Here is a 17,648-nt window from a genome sequence, read left to right as displayed (position 1 = left end):
GTGAAAAAAAATCTTATGTTAATATTTGGTGGAGTTTCTTTTGAACATGAAATTTCTTGCAAATCTGCTTATAGCATTTATTTAGCCCTTTTGGATCTAAATAAATACAATATTTATCCTGTTTATATTGATAAGTGTACAGGTATTTGGTATTTATTAGATTCTGTTTCAGATCCTCCAAAGCTTATCGATATAGATGTTTTACCTATTGTAAGCTTATTGCCTGGTATTGGAATTTTTTCAAATAACAAAAATCTTGATATTGATGTTGTTTTTCCTGTTGTTCATGGAAGAACCGGTGAGGATGGTGCTATTCAAGGGGTTTTAAAAGTTATGGACATTCCTTGTATTGGTGCTGGCATTATAGGGAGCGCTATTTCTAGCAATAAGTATTTTTGCAAACTTTTGCTTAAAAGTTTTAATATCCCTTTAGTGCCTTTTATTGGATTTAGGCAATATGATTATTTTTTAGATAAAGAGGAGGTAAAAAGAAATGTAAGGGAGGCTTTAGGCTATCCTGTTATTGTTAAGCCTGCAGTATTAGGGTCTTCAATTGGAATAAATGTAGCTTACAGTGAAAATCAGATTGAATTTTTTATTGAGGAAGCTTTAAAGTATGACCTTACTATTTTAATAGAGAAATTTATTGAAGCTAGAGAGATCGAATGTTCTATTATTGGGAATGAAAAGATAAAAATATTTTCTCCTGGGGAAGTTATTGTTCAAGATTTTATATTTTATGACTATGATGCTAAATATTCTGTTATTCCTGGAAATTCTATTATTTTTAATATTCCTGCACAGCTTGAGACAAATCAGTTGTTAAGCATTAAGGAATATGCTTTTCTTGTTTATAAGAATTTAGAACTCAGGGGTATGGCAAGAGTTGATTTTTTTGTTGAAAAAAAATCAGGAAAAATTTATCTTAATGAAATAAATACTATTCCGGGATTTACCGATATATCTATGTTTGCTAAAATGTGTAGTCATGATGGTCTTCAGTTTAAAGACTTGGTGGATAATTTAATTAATTATGCTTTTCAAAGTTACATTAATAGAAAAAAAAGAATTAATTTTGAAGATTAATTTAATTTTAAAGTTTTTAAATTTTCAATCTCTTTATCATTTTTTAGTTTGAAGTATTCAAGGTTTTTATATTTTTCTGCTTTAGGCAATATTCCCGAATATTTTATCTTGTAAGAATAATTTATTTTTATCTTTTTTTCTTCTTTATTATTGATTTTATTGTAAATTTTAACTTGATTTTTTTTAACATGTAGATTTGCAAATGCTTCATATGCTATGTCATCTTGAGATTTAAGAGTAAATGCAATTGTTGTTTTTTTAGAGTTAATGTTTTTAAGTGAAAAGATAATATTATTAGCCAATATTTTATAAGGAGTATTGCTTTGATAAATTATTAGTTTAGATGCGTTTTTAAAGTGTAGCTCGATTTGATTTGCAATTTTTTGAGTAACCAAATCGATGCTATAAACGGCTCTTTCTGCTATATCTATTTTTTTAAAATCAATATTCATTAACTCATCATTGACTTTAATGCTAGTTTCTAATGTTTTTTCGTTTGCTTGTAAAGTTAGGTTAAAGTCATTTGAAATTATTTGGATAGGATTTTTATTGCTTTTTAGGTATTCGATTTTTATTTTATTTATTTTTTCTGGAAAGCTAACTGTTTGGTTTATTTGTATTACATGCTCTTTTTTATCGATATTGCTAGATATTATGATTGTAGTTATTAAAAAAAAAGTTGCAAGACCAAGTTTTTCAGCTTTTTTAAAATTTTGTTTAATTTGTGAGAGCTTAGATTTTAAATATTCTGAGATATTAATAAATATGGTAGAAAAAAGACAAATTGAGATTAGATAGCTCAGTGTAAGTGTATTTGTGATTGATGTAGTATTTTGTATTAATGTTATTAATATAAAATTGATTATCCAAATAATTATTACTATTATTTTTTGAATAGTAGTAATTTTATTTGGTTTTATTAAGAGTAGAATGCTTTTTATAATAACTATTAAGATAAATTCTATTTTAATAAACATTAATATTATTAGCTCAATAATAGAGGTTGATATTGCCAAGTATTTAAGTTGCCTGTAATTTAAATATATTGTGAAATTATATGTAAAAAGAGACAAAAGATTATGTATGATTAAAATTGTAAAAAAAGTTACTAGATATTTGGAATTTGTTATGCTGTAAGCTGTTATGTTTTCATAGCCCACAAATATTTTATTTGTAATTAATAAGGATAGATATGTGCTTAAAAATAAAGTAAAAAACAATCTTACTAATTTGTAGTAATTATTTTTTACTTTCTTCATAACTAATCCAGCTTCTTTGAATTTTCTAATGAATACAATTATAATTAAGTTATAACAAATGTAGATTAATGCTATTAAAGCAATTTCATTGATTATTATTTTTTTAAAAGGCGTATTAATGACAATATAGTGTATTTCATTGGTATTTTTACCTTTGTACTGATTAGTTAATGTTTCTTCGATTGATCTGTAAATTTCAAAAATAGTATTTTTATTTTGAGTTAATATAGAATTTAAATTGTTATTTATTATTAAAAAAGGTATAGATTCGTCCCAATATAGATTATATAAATTGTTTGATTTTTTTTCAGTTATTTTTGTTGTATTAAAATCAAGTTTATTCTTTTCAAAGGTTTTTATAATAGCTTTTAAAAATTCTAAATTTGTTTTTGAATTTGTTATAAAAGATTCATTTTCTAAGTAAATTTTATTTTTTATTCTATTTTCGTTTAGCATTAAGTATATTGTATTTGTATTTTTTCCTAAATAATTATTGCTAAGTAAAATTCTGCTGCTAATTATTGTATTTTCTTCTAAAGAATCATTCTCAATAAAAAAAAAATTTATATTGTTTTCAGGGTTAGTATTTTTAAGTTTACTCAAGAGTTCAATAGCAATTCCAATTGCTAAATTATTTTTTAAATTATTTTGTATTTCAATTGGAATGATTATATTATAAATAGCTAAGCCTTTACCTTTGATTTTGGAATGTAGTATTTTTTGAGAATACCCAATAAATCCAATTTCTTGTAAAGAATATTCCATATATTTAATTTCATTTGTATTAAAATATTTTTTTATATAATTAAAAGTGTTTATTATTTTTTCTTGTTTGTTGCTTAGTTGATGAATTTTTTCAATATGCGCTTTTATGTTCTTTTCAGTCTCTATGTTTGCAATTTTATTGTTTAAATTGGATACATTTTTTTTCATTTTCTTTGGTACAAGAGGGATGCTTGTCAAGTTAATGAATAATAATGCTAATAATATCTTAATTATCATAATTTTTAATATCTTCTTCTACTTGCATTATTTGTAAGATATTTGGGTTTTCTTTTAAAGAGGAAATAATTTTTGCTATATTTTTAGCATTTGATGACACTATTATGTTTGTTATTCCATGACCATTCCCGCAGTCTTCTATTTTTTCGCTAATAAGTCTTACGTCATTGATTGTGAAAATGTTTTCAAGATAACTAAATATTCCTTTCAATTCTTTTAAAAGTAAAATAATGTGATGCACTTTTCTAGTTGGTGTTGCTTCCCACTCAACTTCAATTAATTGATTTTTTTTATAGTACTTGAGCTTTTGACAATTTTCATTATGCACTATTATCTCATCTTTATGTATTATTCCAACAATGTCTTCACCTGTTGTAGGATTGCATTCAGAGTCTATTGCAATTCTTTTTATTTTGGTTTTAGTATAAGCTTTGAATAAGCTAAAAAGCTTTCTTTGTTCTTTGTTTGCTCCAACAAGATACGCAATAATATTGTTGTCTACAAAAATTGTATTGTCATTTTTATTAAGCCATGATCTAATTTTTGATCGAGCTTTTTTTGTTCTTACGCTGTTTAGCCATATTACATCTGGTTTTGAATCTTTTGATGTAAATATTTCAACAATTTGTTCGTTTTTAAGTGGTTTTGTGATTGAGCTTATTTTTCCATTTATTTTTGCATAAAGAGCTTGGTCTCCAATATCTGTGTGTATTATGTATGCAAAATCAATTGAATTTGATCCAAAAGGAAGTTCTACAACTTCTCCTTCTGGGGTGTAAACATATATGAATGTATTTAAAAGCTCTTTATGTATATCATTCATTGAATATTGACTTTTGTTGGCCGATTCTTGTTGCCATTTTTTTATTCGGTTTATAAATGAAAGATCATCAGCCTTAAGTGCAATTTGTTCTTTGTATATCCAGTGAGCTGCAACCCCATAATTAGCAATTCTGTCCATTTCTTCTGTTCGAATTTGTATTTCAATAAGCTGATTATCTTCAGGTATTCTTACGGTAGTGTGTAGTGATTGATATTTATTTTCTTTTGGACTTGCAATATAATCTTTAAGTCTTCCTGGGATTGGTTTCCACACTCTGTGAACAATTTCTAATATTTCATAACATTCTTTTTGTTTTTTGCAAATTATTCTTATTCCCAAAGTATCAAAAATTTGAGTAAGCTTGTTTGTTCTTGTTTGCATTTTTCTAAATATTGAATAAAAATGTTTTGACCTTACTGTGATTTCTGCTTCAATTCCGCTTTTTTGAAGTTCTTTTTCTATTGATAATTTACCTTTGTATAATTTTTTTTCTCTTTCTATCTTTGTTTCAGATAAAAAATTTTTTATCTCTTTATAATCTTTAGGATAAAGATGTTTAAATGAAAGATCTTCAAGATATGTTTTAAGAGATGAGATTCCAAGGCGTTCTGCTATTGGAACATAAGTTGAAAGGCAATCTTTTGCAATTCTATCTTGTCTATTTTTAGGCAAATAAGAGAGAGTTGTCATATTATGAAGTTTGTCTGCAAGTTTTATTATTATTATTCTAATGTCATGTGTCATTGCAAAAAACATTTTTGAAATAGTATTAGCTTCTTTTATGCTTCTTGTTTTATTATGCAAATCATGAATTTTAGTTACACCGTCTATTAAACTTAAAATTTCTTCGTCGAATTCTTTTACTATTTCTTCTTTTTCAATATTTGTATCTTCAAGTACGTCATGGAGTAGTCCGGCAATAGTTGCTTTAAAATCTAGTTGAAATTTAGCAAGGAATAATGAAACCATTATTGGATGAATAATGTAAGGCTCTCCACTTTCTCTGTATTGGCCATAGTGAAGCTGTTCTGCTATTTCTAGAGCTTTGAATATGCTTTTCCGTTCAAATTCATCTTTATAAGTATTCTCAACAGTTTTTTTGAAAATATTTTTAGCTTTTTCAAGATCATTTATTTTTATTAAGTGTGCAATTTCATATGCTTGTATCATGTTATTTGTCCTAATACCAGCGCTCTTGCTCTTTTTTCAAGATCATAAATGGTTTTTAAATGTGAAAATCCTTTTTTGATTGCAAAATCTTTTAAACTTTTTATTTGCCAAGGAGCTGATTCTATTATTATGAGTCCATTTGGGTTAAGCTTTTCTTTTGCTTGGCTTAATATTTTTCTAGAAATATTAAGCCCATCTTTTCCGAATCCTAAAAGAGCTTTTGCAGGTTCTTTTTTTATTTTATTTTTTATTTCTAATTCTTCTTTGTTTAAATAAGGAGGATTTGTAATAATTATATCAAACCTTTCCTTTATGAATTTTAGCAAATTAGAGTGGATTATTTCTATAAATTTTTCAAGTTTAAGCTTTTTTGTATTTTTTTCGACTATTTTTAAAGCTTTTATTGAAATATCTGAGAGTGTTACTTTTTTTTTAGTGTAATAGGCAATAGAAAGCCCTATGCATCCGCTGCCGCAGCATAAGTCTAATATTTTTTTAAATCCATTTTGTTGAATTTGAATTAAGGCTTCTTCTACCAAACATTCTGTGTCAAATCTTGGGATTAAGACATGCTTGTTTAAGCTGAACTCAATACCCATAAATTCTTTTTTTTGTAGTATGTAGTGAATAGGAGTTCCTTTTTTCATTTTATCTATTTGATCAAAAAAAAGTTTTTTTTCTCTTTTTGTTAAACTTTTTTTTATATTTGCAATTATTAATTCTTTTCTGGTTTTTAAAATCAATTCAAGTATTAGTAGTGCTTCTATTGTATCTAAATTTTTACTTTTAGCATAATTTATAATTTCGGCTACATTCATTACTATATGTTGTTGCTTTTAAATTTTTGTTCTTGAAGCTCTATTGTTAGAGGATCAAGAAGTGGATCAAGCTCTCCTTGCATAAATTCTTCTAATTTATAAAGAGTGATGTTTGCTCTATGATCTGTTATTCTATTTTGAGGGAAATTATATGTTCTAATTCTTTCAGATCTATCTCCTGAGCCGACTTGTTGCTTTCTATTGCTTGATCTTTGCTCTTGTTTTTTAGAATCTTCAAATTCATAAAGTCTTGCTCTTAGTATTTTCATTGCTTGATCTTTGTTTTTATGTTGACTTCTTTCGTTTTGGCATTGTACAACAATTCCTGTTGGCAGGTGTGTTATTCTTACTGCAGAATCGGTTGTATTGACGTGTTGTCCACCAGCTCCAGATGATCTGTAAACATCAATTCTTAAATCTTTTTCATTGATATCAATTTCAGTTTCTTCAATATTAGGTAGTACTGCTACAGTAGCAGCTGAGGTTTGAAGCCTTCCGTTAGACTCTGTTATGGGGATTCTTTGCACTCTATGAACTCCACTTTCGTATTTTAATTTTTTAAATACATCTTTTCCTTTAATTTCAAAGACTATTTCTTTAAACCCCCCAAGCTCTGTTTCATTGAAGTTTATGATTTCTGTTTTCCATTTTTTTCTTTCCGAATATTTTATATACATACTGTAAAGATTGTTTGCAAAAAGAGCAGCTTCTTCTCCCCCTGTTCCAGCTCTAATTTCAATTATTATATTTTTACTATCATTTTCATCTTGAGGTAAAAGCAGTATTTTTATTTGATGTTCAAGATCTTCCTTTTTTTTATCTAGATCAATTAGTTCTTGTTTTATTAGCTCTTTCATTTCTTGTTGATCTTCTTTTTCTAAAATGGTTTTGTTATCATTTATTTGACTTAGTATTTTTTCGTATTCAATTTTTTTAGTATTTATTTTTTCTAAATATGTATATTCTTTTATTATTTTTGAATATTTTTTTTGATTTTTAATTAGATTTATATCTTGCAATTTTTCTTCTATTAACTTAATCTTACTTGTTGCTGAATTTAATTTTTCTAAAAACATTATGATTTCTCCTGAAAGATAGTAATAGTTTATATTAATTTTAGATTTTTTTGTTAGACTTTTTAGCAAGTTTCTTGATAGGATGCATATTTTTATGCTTTATTTAAATATTCTTTTTAAACCGATTTCATAGAACAAATAGAATAAGCTTAAGTAAAAAGATCAATTATATTTTTTTATGTTTTTTTATATAATAAATGTTATTAAGTTGGATATTAAAGTTAGATTAAGTTTTGTTGTATTTCTAAAAATTGAGCTTTGTGTATTATTATTTGTGGTGTGTTCAAGGTAGTTAAAAGTTATATCTTTGATAAACCGATTTAAAAGGGGTATTTATGTTGAATGAAAAAATTTTGGATGCTTTAGAGGATCTCTCAAGCATTGCTGATGATCAACTTCTTGATGTCACTGAGAAATCAAAAAGAGGGTACCAGCTGATCAAAGAAGAAAGACTTTCTGAAGCAGAAAGCTTGTTTTCCGATATCCTTGAAAAGGATAATGAGAATAATTATGCTCTTGTTGGGCTTGGAGATATTGAAAGGAAGAAAAATAATTACGATAAAGCAATAGTTTATTATCAAAGATGTCTTGTAAAGCATCCTAACAATAATTATGCTCTTTTTGGACTTGGAGATTGTTACAGAAATTTGGATGATTATAAAAAAGCCACAGACATATGGGAAGAATATTTAAAATATGATCCTGAGAATATAACGGTTTTAACAAGAGTTGCAGCATCTTACAGGAAGCTAAAAAATTTTCAAAAATCCAAGCAAACGTACCTTAAAGTAATGGAATTAATTCCTGAGAATGATTATGCGCTTGTAGGGATTGGCCATTTATATTACGACTTTAAAGAATATAAAGAAGCTTTAAAGTATTGGCTTAAAATGTATGAATTAAATCAATCCAAGGTTGATGTAAGAGTATTAACCTCAATTGGTAATTGTTATCGTAAGCTAAGGGAATTTACCAGGGGAATTTATTTTTTTAAAAAAGCTTTAGAAATTTCACCTAGCAATTTTTATGCTGTTTTTGGACTTGCTGATTGTTACAGAGGTAATAAGGATTATAAAGAGGCTTTAAAATATTGGCTTGATATTGTAGAAAAAGATCCGAAAAATAATTTGGTTCTTACAAGGGTAGGAGATGCTTATCGTTATTTAAATGATTATGAAAATTCTCAAATTTATTATAAAAAGGCTCTTGATGTTGATTTTGATATGTTTGCTATACTTGGACTTGCTCTTCTTCAAAAGGAACAAGGCAGGTATGAAGAAGCATTAATAGCTATTAAAAGTTTAATAAAAAATAATCCTAAAAATTCAGCATTATATGTCAGTGCTGCTGAATGTTATGAAGCATTGGGCCAGATTGAAAGTGCTGTTGATATTTTATCAAGTTTTTTACATCTTGGTATGAAGAACATTGTTGTTATTGATTACCTTGCCGCTCTTAGGAAAAAAATGGAATGATGGACTGCTTATTTGAAACTAAAAAATCTATTTTTTTTGATAAATTAATAGATACCCATGTTCACTTTTATGAATTAAAGAAAAGATCTTTGGATGTCAACTATATTATTAATGAATGTTTTAAAAACGGCTTTTCTTATTTTCTTGATGTTGGTTTGCATCCTAGTGATTTTAATGATAGAAAAAATCTCTTAACCCCTTATTCTAATGTGTTTTTAACAGTAGGTATTCACCCTTTAAATTTAGGTGATAATTTTAAAGATGACATTAAACAGCTTGAAAAAATTTTGATTAGTGAAAATGTTGTTGCTGTTGGCGAGATGGGTCTTGATTATTTTAAGGCAGATAACAAGAGATCCCAAATTAAAGCTTTTGAAGAGCAATTGTATTTGGCTAGCAGATACAAAAAGCCAGTTATTTTACACATAAGAGATGCCTATGATGATGCCTATGATATTATAAGGTCTTTAAATTTTTTAAATAGGGGTATACTACATTGTTATTCAGGAAATTATGAGCATGCTAAAAAATTTATTGATTTGGGCTTCAAAGTTTCTTTTTCAGGTAATATAACCTTTAAAAATGCAGAACCTTTAAGGATTGTTGTTAGTAAATTAAATTCTAATGATCTTTTAATAGAAACGGACAGTCCCTTTTTAGCTCCAGTGCCATTAAGAGGTAAAATAAATTCACCCTTGTTTTTAGGATATGTGTGCCTTGAGATTGCAAGGATTAAAAATTGCTCTGTTGATGACATTGCTATTGCCACATACAACAGCTTTAAAGATCTTTTATTGTTGCATTAAATTGTTTATTTATAATTATTTGTTTTATTATTATTTGCAAATTTAATCATTTTTATTGTTTATAGATGTTAAATTCATATTGAAAATCTGTTTCAATGTCTTTTACTATTTCCATCAAATCAGATTCTTTAAGAGTGATTACATATTTTAACTTAATAATTTTTAAGTCTTTTCTTGTATTGCCAATTAATACAAATTGTATATTTTTGAAAAAAGGCGAATTTGATATCTTTTTTAAAATAATATTATTATCTCTAAAAGAAAATAATATTATTGTTTTTATTTGGGGAGTAATAAATGTTTTTATATAGGATATGTTTTTCTCGTTTATTAGGGTAATATTAACGTTTTTTTCTTTACCTTTTTTTTCTAAGTATTCAAGGTCTTCGTTATTTAGAGATTTATCTCTAAATAATAATGTTTTTTGGAAGTCTATTGATTTTCCGTTAAGCAGAAAATCAATAGACTTTTTTAGAGAAAATTTTATTTTTGATAGATTAAAAATTTTCTCTTTTAAAATTTCGTTATTTAATATTTCATTATTGGATTTATGGGTTAATAGTATTTTTTTTATTGTTTTAAGCTTATCTTTTATAATTTCTAAACTTTTGTCATTTATAAATAGTATTTTGTTTTTTATGAATGGAGTTTTTTGAATTTGAAAAAAATATTCGGTTGCATCTGAAAAAACTATTGTATAATTAAATTGTTTTTCAATAATGGAAGGTTCTTTGCATCCTTGTGCTAAAATTGCCAAGAGCACTATTATGGTAAGTATTTTTGGGCTAGACATTTTATTTCCTAGCATACTTATTGTTAGTTGCTATAAATATTAAAACTAATGCAACAAGCATTATTAACGCATATATACTTATATTGGTTAGAATTAATGTTTTTAAGGTTGCAATAAATAATCCTAAAAATAGAATAGGAGAAAGAATGATTTTGTATTCTTTTAGCGAGTATTTTTGGCATTTTTTAATTTTCTTTTCAAAGATTATTGCTGAAAATATTAACTCTATTGCATTAAGTATTGGCAATTCAATATATTCATAGATTCCAAAAATTTTGCTATTTAGGATTACTATTTCTAGGTTTTTAGAAAATATTATTCCAAATGCGAAGTATATAAGAATTGTTGAATTTTTGTTAAATGAAGAAGTTTCATTTAGGGTAAAAAAAAATATAAATATTAATAATGGTAATATATAGTAGTATAAATGCTCTTTTATAAATATTGAAATTCCCAAATTTATTCTTGATGTGTAATTTAATTCAAATGATCTATATAAAATAAATTCTTGAGTTAAATAAAGAAAAGAAAAAATTGTTATTGCAAAAAATATTGTTAAAATATGGGCTTGGGTATTTTTTGTTTTGCTTTGTTTTAATTGAGTATTCATATAAATTTTTAATATTAATGGTAGACTCGTTAATAAAAATAAACTCATTGTAAGTACAATTCTACTTTGAAACGTTTTTTAAATCAATCGATTGACTGAAAACTTGTATGATTTGGATATTTATTTTTTTATTAATGTTATTTTATTAATTTTATTACTTTTTGCAAACATTATTCTTAGAATTTACTTTTTAGTGAATGTATATTAAAATTAATAATTAATTAATTAATTGATTTAGGAGTATATATTTTTTAGATGATAAATAGAAATGCCAATAGAGATAGGGATAGGTCTAGATCAAATGATAAGGAATTGAAAATTAATTACAGAATTAAGGCCCGTGAGGTAAGAGTTATTTTTGAAAATGGAATACAAGAGGTTTTGTCAATTGAAGATGCTATTAAAAAAGCAAAAGAAGCTGGACTTGATTTAGTTGAGGTTTCTCCCAATGTATCTCCCCCGGTTTGTAAGATTATTGATTATGGGAAATATAAATTCCATCAAGAAAAGCGTCAAAAAGAGCAAAAAAAGAATCAAAAAGTAATTAAACTTAAGGAAGTTAGAATGCAACCCAAGATAGATACCCATGACCTTGATTTTAAATCAAAAAACATTTTAAGTTTTCTCAAAGACGGCAATAAGGTTAAAGTTACAATAAGATTTAGAGGTCGTGAGCTTGCTCATACATATTTAGGATATGATATTTTGAATAGTATTCTTGAAAAAGTAGGGGAGGTGAATTATGTTTTGGAGTCTGCAGCCAAAATGGAAGGCAAGACAATGTTTTTGATTGTAGCGCCTAAGTTTAAAAAATAAATATTAAATTAAAGGGGATAAAATGGCAAGTAAGATGAAAACACGCAAAAGTGCAAAAAAAAGGTATTCTTTTACTGTAAATGGCAAAGTTAAGTATAAAAAACAAAATTTAAGACATATTTTGACAAAAAAATCTTCTAAGCGTAAGAGAAATTTAAGGAAATCGGGAAATCTTTCTTGTTTTGAAGTTAAAAGAATTAAAACTTTATTGCCTTATGGTTAAAATAATTTTAGGAGATAGATATGGCTAGGGCTAAAAACGGCACAGTTCACGTTGCAAGGCGTAAGCGAATTTTAAAAAAGACAAAAGGGTTTTGGGGTACAAAAAAGAGTAACTATAAAAAAGCTAAGGATACCTTGAGAAAGGGTATGATGTATGCTACAAGAGATAGAAAGGCTAGAAAAAGAGATTTTAGGCGCTTATGGATTTCAAGAATTTCGGCTGCTTTAAGTGATACTGGGATTAGTTATTCAAGGTTCATTGAGGGTTTGTTGAAGTCTAATATAAAAATTAATAGAAAAATTTTGTCTAATTTAGCGATTGAAGATGCTGAAGCTTTTAAAAAAATTGTTTTAGAAATAAGAAGATGAAAAATTAAAACTCCTGGGAGGTTTAATTTTAAGGATTAGAGTTATTTTTTTGCGACATCTCATTAACTTTAGGAATTTGAAGATTTTTAGTCAATGATAGCTAAAAGCAATTCAGAGGTTAAGAATAAAAGTTCCGCCTTGAAAAATAGCGCTAAATAAAAATATTCTTATGTTGGCTTTTTGGGAGTTTAATTTATTTTAAGGATTATTATTGTGCAGCTTATTTCTCTTAATAATATTGAAAAGCAAGAGAGTTATATTTATTATAGAAATGTATATTTTGCTGATGTTGTTTATAAGTATAATGACACTTTAGAAGTCAAAAAAGTTAAGTTTGTAATTGAGGCTACGCCCTTAGGTGAAAAACATGTCACCATTGATTTTGTAGATCTTTTGAATTATCCTGTTTTAAAGTTAATGGTTGCAATTAAAAGATGTGTAATTGATTTGGAATTTAAAGGTATGCTTCCTTGATTTTAGAATTTAAATCAGAAAAAAAAATGATAAATTTTTCCAAATCTTTTTTTTATCCTTTGCCAATTGGCAAAATATTTGTTTTAAGTGGTGATATGGGATCTGGAAAAACTAGTTTTTTAAAGGGACTTGCCCTTAACCTTGGAATTTCTTATTTTACAAGTCCAACTTATAACATTGTTAATGTTTATGATTTTATAGATTTTAAGTTTTATCATATTGATTTATATCGGGTTTTTTCTTTGGAAGAATTTGAACTTATTGGAGGATTGGAAATGCTTTTGGATCTTGACTCAATTATTGCTATTGAATGGCCACAAATTGCTTTAAGTATTGTTCCAAAAGACAGGCTATTTTCTTTGACTTTTAAAATAGTTGGTTCAGGCAGGGCTATAGAACTTAATGGTTAATGCACTTTCATTTGAATATTCATATAAAGCATTAATAGTTTATTGTAGAATTAACAATAAGGATTTTTCATTATTTAAACTTAAATCAAATTTCAATTTTAGTATTCCAAAAATTTTCAATGATTTTGTAATTACAAATAACATTGATCTTAATCAAATTAAATTAATTGTAAATTCTTGTGGACCCGGTTCTTTTACTGGTCTTAGGATTAGTTTAAGTTTTGTCAAAGGGCTTGCTTTAGGTCTTTCTATTCCTTTTGTAAATATTTCTACATTTGATGTTTTTGCAAATTTAGTTAAAAACAGTTCCAGTGTAATTGTATTAGCTTTTACTGCTGGTAAATATTTTCTTGGGCATTATAAAAATTGCGAATTGATAGGGAAGATTTTATGTTTTTCTAAGGAAGATTTGTTTGAATATCTAAATCAGATTGATCCAAATTCAGTGCTTATTGGTAACAATCTTGAGAATATTTCTGAAAAATTTAATTATAAATTTGAAATCATCGAAAATTTAAGCTCGTTTGGAAGAATTTTAACAGAACTTGGGATAGCTAAATATTTAAAAAATCGGAAAAGTGATGATATTTTATCAGGGCCTCTTTACATAAGGCAAAGTGATGCAGAGATTAATTTTCATTCTTAAAATAATGATTGAATAAACTTTTAATTTTACTTATATTGTGTTTATCTTTTAGTATTGATTTTTTATTTTCTTCTATAATAAATTTATAAATTTCAGATCTAAATATTTTAATGTTTTCAGGAGCCTTAATTGCTATTTTAACAGTATCCTTTTTTATTTCTAATATTAAAACTTCAATATCAGAGTTTATTTTAATACTTTCATTTACTTTTCTTGATAATACTAGCATCTTTATTCCTTGAAAACTTTATGGTGTAGGGAGTATTTTTCATTTGTGCATATAGCTTGTTTTCCAAGTAATTTTTTTTTGTTTATTATGATTGGTGCTTTCAGATTAGCTGTAATGTCTTTATAATCATTAACATGCATATTGATTATACATAGGATAACTCTTTCATCCTCTTCTTTTGCTTTAATGTCTGACCAATCTTTTTCCTGGATATTTGGCAAGTATTCGCTTAAAAAATTAAAAGGAGATGTTACTAAAAAGCTTACTTCTTTATTGATGGATTGCATAATGGAAAAAGGCTTATATTTAGAGTCTTTTATTATAAATTTTTTAATGTTTTCAAATCCAAGTATACCTTCAGGGAAATCAAATCCTATACTTTTTTCATTTATCATTCTATTTTATAAAATCCAATAAAGTTGTCTGCATTATTTTAGCAGAGATTCCTAAAGATACTTGATAGGCTAAGCTTGCCATATTTAAATTAGTTATTGCCTTTGTTACGTCAAGATCGGTGTATTGGACCATATCTTCTTTCATGTCCGCAGCCTCTTTGCTTATTCTTTCATAACTTCTATCAAGTCTATTTTCTTTTGCTCCAAGATCCGCAACAGATATAAGTAATCTTTTTAAGCTTTCATCAATTTCTGCTAGACTTCTACTTCCAACAAGCTCTTCTTTATTATTGTAAAGCGTGTCTCTGAGTTCAATAAGCGCATCGAAAATAGATCTGCTTCTAACTTCTGTACTGCTAGAAAGGTTGTAAGGAGGTAGTTTAGTATCATTGTTTTTAGTAAGTATTCCAAGTGTTTGTAAAACATTTGATTCTTTTGCTTCTGTTATCCAAATTTGGTGTGGAGTTGTAGTTTTAATAGACAATGAGTTTAAAACGGGATCAATGCTTGCTTCAACAGGCGCTGAAGACTCATTGATTTTAGCAACAATATCAAGAGCAGTATCTCCTGTTGTTAGTCCTATTTCAACATTGTCAATATAAATTTTTGTATTTTCTTTTACGGTAAACCCATTAGTGTTTATTGATGATATAATATTTTGGTTTTGCAAGAAAAATATTTTATTCCCAGAATAATTATTTGATATATGCACATCATTGTATACTTCTGTTTTCTTTTCAGCTTGGTTTCCGGTGTATTCTACTTTGATTATTTGAGGACCTTCACCGTCTTTGCTTATTTTGCTTATTTTGTTCTCTCTAGTCACTTTAAATGCTTCGCTATCAATTTTTGTCCCTGAGAATATACTGTACCCATCAGGCCCTTTAGCGTTTGCTATTGCAATAGCATCTTCTAGTAAAGCATTCACTTCTTTTGATATCATTTTTTTGTCATCTGCTTCGTAAGTTCCGCTTGCTCCTTGAATGGCAATTTCTTTAGCTCGTGTTAAAATATTTGTAAGAGATTGTAAGTATCCTTCTGTATATCGTAGGTTGCCTTTAGAAGTGCCAATATTTTTTATGTATACATTAAGTTTAAATATGTCGCTATCTAGCCTGATTGCGTGAGTAACGCCTGTTGGATCGTTTCTTAGTTTTACAATCCTTTTACCGCCTTTGTATAAGTTTTCTAAAAGTTTTGTAATTTTAGATTCTTGCTCTGCTGCAGAGGTTTTTAAATTTTCATATGTTAATGGATGACTTACTCTATTTATCATGCTTATACTCCCATTTTATTTATTATTGTGTCTATTAGTTCGGCAGAAACAGTGATAAATTTACTTGCTGCAATAAAGGCTTGTTGAAATTCGATCATGTTTGCAAGTTCTTCATCTTTATTTACTCCAGAAATAGACATTCTTAGATCTGTTAAATCTTTTAATATTTGAGATTGGCTTTCTTTTGTGATTTCTGATATTTGTCCTTTTATTGCTATATTTGATGCTGTATTTGCAAAGTAATCATTTAGTGTTAAATTTTTACCAATCATAATCTGAGAATTTCCAAAAGAGGAGATTCTCAATGCTGCTTGGTTATCTCCAATAGATATTTCATTTGTTGGGCTATTAATTCCCGCTGCTATTTTTGAAGGATCTAAGTCTATTATGTCTGCAACTTTTATCCATGCCGCAGGATTTTTTAGAGGCGAGATTGAATAAGTGGACTTAGGGGTTAATTTGTCTATTGTGTCAATATTTCTATAATCATAAGCTCCCTCAGGTCCAGATTCATTTAATATTCCTGTATATTTTGTAAGAAATAATCCAGAATCTTCTATATGTTTAATTCTAAATGTTATGTTTTCATTTTCTTGTTCTTTAACTGCTTTGATTTCAAACTTACCTTCTGAGTTAATTCTTGCTGTAACTTGTGCATTTGAATTGTTTATTCTAGTTATCAGATCTTGAACTGTATCTGGAGCATTGTAAGGTATTTCTATAATCTCATTGCTATTAGTAGCCTCAAATTTAAGAATTCCATAAAATCCTAATTTCTCTTCTGGGAATATTTCATTTGTGCTATTAATTTTGAAAATATGAACGGAGTCAAATTGGCCATTTCCGTTAGTATCATATCGACCGCGCTCATCAGTTAGTTTTAGCTCTTGAGAAAAAAAGCTTCTTCCACTTTTTTTGTCCATCCCATGTCCTGTTTCATGTATTTCGTTAACAAGCTCTATAATGTTGGCAGCTAAATTATTTAGTTCATTGATTTCATTTTTAATCTCTTCATCTCTTATGTTAAGCAAAGATCCAAGCTTTCCCGTTTCAAGGTTAGCTTTATCATTATTTGCCCAAAAAATGTTCCATTTGGTTCTGGTAGGTCCGTTTGTAGCTTCTAGTTTAAACTCATTAGCAATTGAACCTTGCACAAGGTGTCTTCCTTCTGAGTGAATTAAAAATTCATTGGGATCCTGTTTGTTTTCAATTGATACACTTATTAAATTGCCCAATTTTTCAACCATTAAATCTCTTGCATCCATTAAGTCATTTGGATTGTCTTTCATTGCTTGAGATTTTGAAATTTGTTTATTAAGATTTGCAATGTTTTTAATGTAATTGTTTGCCTCATCTGTTGTAATTTTTATTTCATCGTTTGCCATTATGTAAATTCTTTCTAGTGAATGGAATCTACTTCTTATTAATTCGCAAAAAGACTTGCCTCTTTCTAGAATTATTTTTCTTTCTGCTAAACCTTGTGGTTGATTTGCTAGATCTTGCCAACTTTCCCAAAAATCATTTAATCTTTTTCTTATTGATTGATCTTCAGGCTCATTATAAACATCTTCTAACATTGATATAAATTTGTCTTGCGAAGTCCAGTACCCTAGTCGGTGTGATTCTTCAACGATTCTTGTATTAAGCAGTTCATCTTTTACTCTGTCTATAGATTGAACCACTATTCCCTGACCCAATTGTCCTTGCTTTTTAGCTCTGTTTAGTTGCGGAGCATAAAGAGGAATTTCGGTTTTCATTGTTACTCTTTGCCTTGAATATCCAGGTTTTGTAGCATTAGATAAATTATGACCAACTGTATTCATAGCATCTTTATGTGCAAATAAACTTCTTTTGCCAATTTCTATTCCTGAGAATGTTGAATCCACTCTAAAC

At 27.3% G+C, this 17,648-nt stretch carries 19 protein-coding genes; 9 read left to right on the top strand and 10 right to left on the bottom strand.

The window, feature by feature from the left end; all coding sequences use genetic code 11:
- Complete coding sequence (locus tag BG_RS00960) at nucleotides 1–1,086, top strand: D-alanine--D-alanine ligase (protein WP_011193545.1); 1,086 nt, start codon at nucleotides 1–3, stop codon at nucleotides 1,084–1,086.
- Here the strand turns inward: BG_RS00960 and BG_RS00955 are convergent.
- Genes BG_RS00955 through prfA form a run of 4 tightly spaced genes read right to left on the bottom strand, consistent with a single transcriptional unit; the run spans nucleotide 1,083 to nucleotide 7,234 of the window.
- The gene (locus BG_RS00955) at nucleotides 1,083–3,347 is read right to left on the bottom strand and encodes a ligand-binding sensor domain-containing protein (protein ID WP_011193543.1); all 2,265 of its coding nucleotides are present in this window, start codon (nucleotides 3,345–3,347) and stop codon (nucleotides 1,083–1,085) included. The two genes, BG_RS00960 and BG_RS00955, sit on opposite strands and share 4 nt — an antisense overlap.
- Nucleotides 3,337–5,340, bottom strand: a complete 2,004-nt coding sequence (gene spoT / locus BG_RS00950; RefSeq protein WP_011193542.1) for a guanosine-3',5'-bis(diphosphate) 3'-pyrophosphohydrolase — start codon at nucleotides 5,338–5,340, stop codon at nucleotides 3,337–3,339. The genes BG_RS00955 and spoT overlap by 11 nt, the downstream gene beginning before the upstream one ends.
- Complete coding sequence (prmC, locus tag BG_RS00945) at nucleotides 5,337–6,158, bottom strand: peptide chain release factor N(5)-glutamine methyltransferase (RefSeq protein WP_011193541.1); 822 nt, start codon at nucleotides 6,156–6,158, stop codon at nucleotides 5,337–5,339. Before prmC ends, spoT begins: the two co-directional genes overlap by 4 nt.
- Before the next feature lie 2 nt (nucleotides 6,159–6,160).
- Nucleotides 6,161–7,234: a peptide chain release factor 1 gene (prfA, locus tag BG_RS00940; protein WP_011193540.1), complete on the bottom strand. Its 1,074-nt coding sequence runs from the start codon at nucleotides 7,232–7,234 to the stop codon at nucleotides 6,161–6,163.
- 335 nt (nucleotides 7,235–7,569) lie between these two features.
- Here prfA and BG_RS00935 point away from each other — a divergent pair, with 335 nt between their 5' ends.
- Both BG_RS00935 and BG_RS00930 read left to right on the top strand, forming a co-directional pair.
- The gene (locus BG_RS00935) at nucleotides 7,570–8,709 is read left to right on the top strand and encodes a tetratricopeptide repeat protein (RefSeq protein ID WP_011193539.1); all 1,140 of its coding nucleotides are present in this window, start codon (nucleotides 7,570–7,572) and stop codon (nucleotides 8,707–8,709) included.
- Complete coding sequence (locus BG_RS00930) at nucleotides 8,706–9,515, top strand: TatD family hydrolase (RefSeq protein ID WP_011193538.1); 810 nt, start codon at nucleotides 8,706–8,708, stop codon at nucleotides 9,513–9,515. The genes BG_RS00935 and BG_RS00930 overlap by 4 nt, the downstream gene beginning before the upstream one ends.
- Nucleotides 9,516–9,567: 52 nt before the next feature.
- Here BG_RS00930 and BG_RS00925 read toward each other — a convergent pair whose 3' ends face one another.
- Together BG_RS00925 and BG_RS00920 are read right to left on the bottom strand one after the other, a co-directional pair.
- Entirely contained in the window at nucleotides 9,568–10,308 is a 741-nt protein-coding gene (locus BG_RS00925; protein WP_011193537.1) for a hypothetical protein, read from the bottom strand.
- Between the two features lies 1 nt (nucleotide 10,309).
- Nucleotides 10,310–10,966 (bottom strand): hypothetical protein, encoded by a 657-nt coding sequence (locus BG_RS00920; protein ID WP_044007873.1) that lies wholly within the window; start codon nucleotides 10,964–10,966, stop codon nucleotides 10,310–10,312.
- Nucleotides 10,967–11,173: 207 nt separating this feature from the next.
- Here BG_RS00920 and infC point away from each other — a divergent pair, with 207 nt between their 5' ends.
- The 6 genes from infC to tsaB all read left to right on the top strand — a co-directional run bounded on the left by infC (nucleotide 11,174) and on the right by tsaB (nucleotide 13,855).
- Nucleotides 11,174–11,734 (top strand): translation initiation factor IF-3, encoded by a 561-nt coding sequence (gene infC, locus BG_RS00915; RefSeq protein ID WP_011193535.1) that lies wholly within the window; start codon nucleotides 11,174–11,176, stop codon nucleotides 11,732–11,734.
- 22 nt (nucleotides 11,735–11,756) lie between these two features.
- Complete coding sequence (gene rpmI, locus BG_RS00910) at nucleotides 11,757–11,957, top strand: 50S ribosomal protein L35 (protein WP_004792027.1); 201 nt, start codon at nucleotides 11,757–11,759, stop codon at nucleotides 11,955–11,957.
- Between the two features lie 20 nt (nucleotides 11,958–11,977).
- Nucleotides 11,978–12,325: a 50S ribosomal protein L20 gene (gene rplT / locus BG_RS00905; protein ID WP_004791564.1), complete on the top strand. Its 348-nt coding sequence runs from the start codon at nucleotides 11,978–11,980 to the stop codon at nucleotides 12,323–12,325.
- A 213-nt stretch (nucleotides 12,326–12,538) separates the two neighbouring features.
- Nucleotides 12,539–12,799 carry a hypothetical protein gene (locus tag BG_RS00900; RefSeq protein ID WP_004793735.1) on the top strand — a complete coding sequence of 87 codons (261 nt, stop codon included), beginning with the start codon at nucleotides 12,539–12,541 and terminating at the stop codon, nucleotides 12,797–12,799.
- Complete coding sequence (tsaE, locus tag BG_RS00895; RefSeq protein WP_011193534.1) at nucleotides 12,796–13,209, top strand: tRNA (adenosine(37)-N6)-threonylcarbamoyltransferase complex ATPase subunit type 1 TsaE; 414 nt, start codon at nucleotides 12,796–12,798, stop codon at nucleotides 13,207–13,209. Before BG_RS00900 ends, tsaE begins: the two co-directional genes overlap by 4 nt.
- Nucleotides 13,202–13,855: a tRNA (adenosine(37)-N6)-threonylcarbamoyltransferase complex dimerization subunit type 1 TsaB gene (gene tsaB / locus BG_RS00890; protein ID WP_011193533.1), complete on the top strand. Its 654-nt coding sequence runs from the start codon at nucleotides 13,202–13,204 to the stop codon at nucleotides 13,853–13,855. Before tsaE ends, tsaB begins: the two co-directional genes overlap by 8 nt.
- Here tsaB and csrA read toward each other — a convergent pair.
- Genes csrA through flgK form a run of 4 tightly spaced genes read right to left on the bottom strand, consistent with a single transcriptional unit; the run spans nucleotide 13,839 to nucleotide 17,641 of the window.
- A complete protein-coding gene (gene csrA, locus BG_RS00885; RefSeq protein ID WP_011193532.1) occupies nucleotides 13,839–14,084 on the bottom strand; it encodes a carbon storage regulator CsrA in 246 nt (81 codons plus the stop codon). The two genes, tsaB and csrA, sit on opposite strands and share 17 nt — an antisense overlap.
- Nucleotides 14,085–14,086: 2 nt before the next feature.
- On the bottom strand, nucleotides 14,087–14,479 hold the full coding sequence (gene fliW / locus BG_RS00880; RefSeq protein WP_011193531.1) for a flagellar assembly protein FliW: 393 nt from the start codon (nucleotides 14,477–14,479) through the stop codon (nucleotides 14,087–14,089).
- Between the two features lies 1 nt (nucleotide 14,480).
- The gene (locus BG_RS00875; protein ID WP_011193530.1) at nucleotides 14,481–15,755 is read right to left on the bottom strand and encodes a flagellar hook-associated protein 3; all 1,275 of its coding nucleotides are present in this window, start codon (nucleotides 15,753–15,755) and stop codon (nucleotides 14,481–14,483) included.
- A gap of 2 nt (nucleotides 15,756–15,757) precedes the next feature.
- Nucleotides 15,758–17,641, bottom strand: a complete 1,884-nt coding sequence (flgK, locus tag BG_RS00870) for a flagellar hook-associated protein FlgK (protein ID WP_011193529.1) — start codon at nucleotides 17,639–17,641, stop codon at nucleotides 15,758–15,760.
- Nucleotides 17,642–17,648: the final 7 nt, after the last annotated feature.

The sequence above is a fragment of the Borreliella bavariensis PBi genome, from assembly GCF_000196215.1.
Classification (GTDB): domain Bacteria; phylum Spirochaetota; class Spirochaetia; order Borreliales; family Borreliaceae; genus Borreliella; species Borreliella garinii.
The sequence above is the reverse complement of the archived record's forward strand: the minus strand, read 5'-3'. Positions and strand labels throughout refer to the sequence as shown.

What these genes read in the sequence shown, in the direction of transcription:
- BG_RS00955 (WP_011193543.1), bottom strand. Translation starts at nt 3,347, where the DNA reads ATGATAATTAAGATATTATTAGCATTATTATTCATTAACTTGACAAGC.
- spoT (WP_011193542.1), bottom strand. Translation starts at nt 5,340, where the DNA reads ATGATACAAGCATATGAAATTGCACACTTAATAAAAATAAATGATCTT.
- prmC (WP_011193541.1), bottom strand. Translation starts at nt 6,158, where the DNA reads ATGAATGTAGCCGAAATTATAAATTATGCTAAAAGTAAAAATTTAGAT.
- prfA (WP_011193540.1), bottom strand. Translation starts at nt 7,234, where the DNA reads ATGTTTTTAGAAAAATTAAATTCAGCAACAAGTAAGATTAAGTTAATA.
- BG_RS00935 (WP_011193539.1), top strand. Translation starts at nt 7,570, where the DNA reads ATGTTGAATGAAAAAATTTTGGATGCTTTAGAGGATCTCTCAAGCATT.
- BG_RS00930 (WP_011193538.1), top strand. Translation starts at nt 8,706, where the DNA reads ATGATGGACTGCTTATTTGAAACTAAAAAATCTATTTTTTTTGATAAA.
- BG_RS00925 (WP_011193537.1), bottom strand. Translation starts at nt 10,308, where the DNA reads ATGTCTAGCCCAAAAATACTTACCATAATAGTGCTCTTGGCAATTTTA.
- BG_RS00920 (WP_044007873.1), bottom strand. Translation starts at nt 10,966, where the DNA reads ATGAGTTTATTTTTATTAACGAGTCTACCATTAATATTAAAAATTTAT.
- infC (WP_011193535.1), top strand. Translation starts at nt 11,174, where the DNA reads ATGATAAATAGAAATGCCAATAGAGATAGGGATAGGTCTAGATCAAAT.
- rpmI (WP_004792027.1), top strand. Translation starts at nt 11,757, where the DNA reads ATGGCAAGTAAGATGAAAACACGCAAAAGTGCAAAAAAAAGGTATTCT.
- rplT (WP_004791564.1), top strand. Translation starts at nt 11,978, where the DNA reads ATGGCTAGGGCTAAAAACGGCACAGTTCACGTTGCAAGGCGTAAGCGA.
- tsaB (WP_011193533.1), top strand. Translation starts at nt 13,202, where the DNA reads ATGGTTAATGCACTTTCATTTGAATATTCATATAAAGCATTAATAGTT.
- csrA (WP_011193532.1), bottom strand. Translation starts at nt 14,084, where the DNA reads ATGCTAGTATTATCAAGAAAAGTAAATGAAAGTATTAAAATAAACTCT.
- fliW (WP_011193531.1), bottom strand. Translation starts at nt 14,479, where the DNA reads ATGATAAATGAAAAAAGTATAGGATTTGATTTCCCTGAAGGTATACTT.
- BG_RS00875 (WP_011193530.1), bottom strand. Translation starts at nt 15,755, where the DNA reads ATGATAAATAGAGTAAGTCATCCATTAACATATGAAAATTTAAAAACC.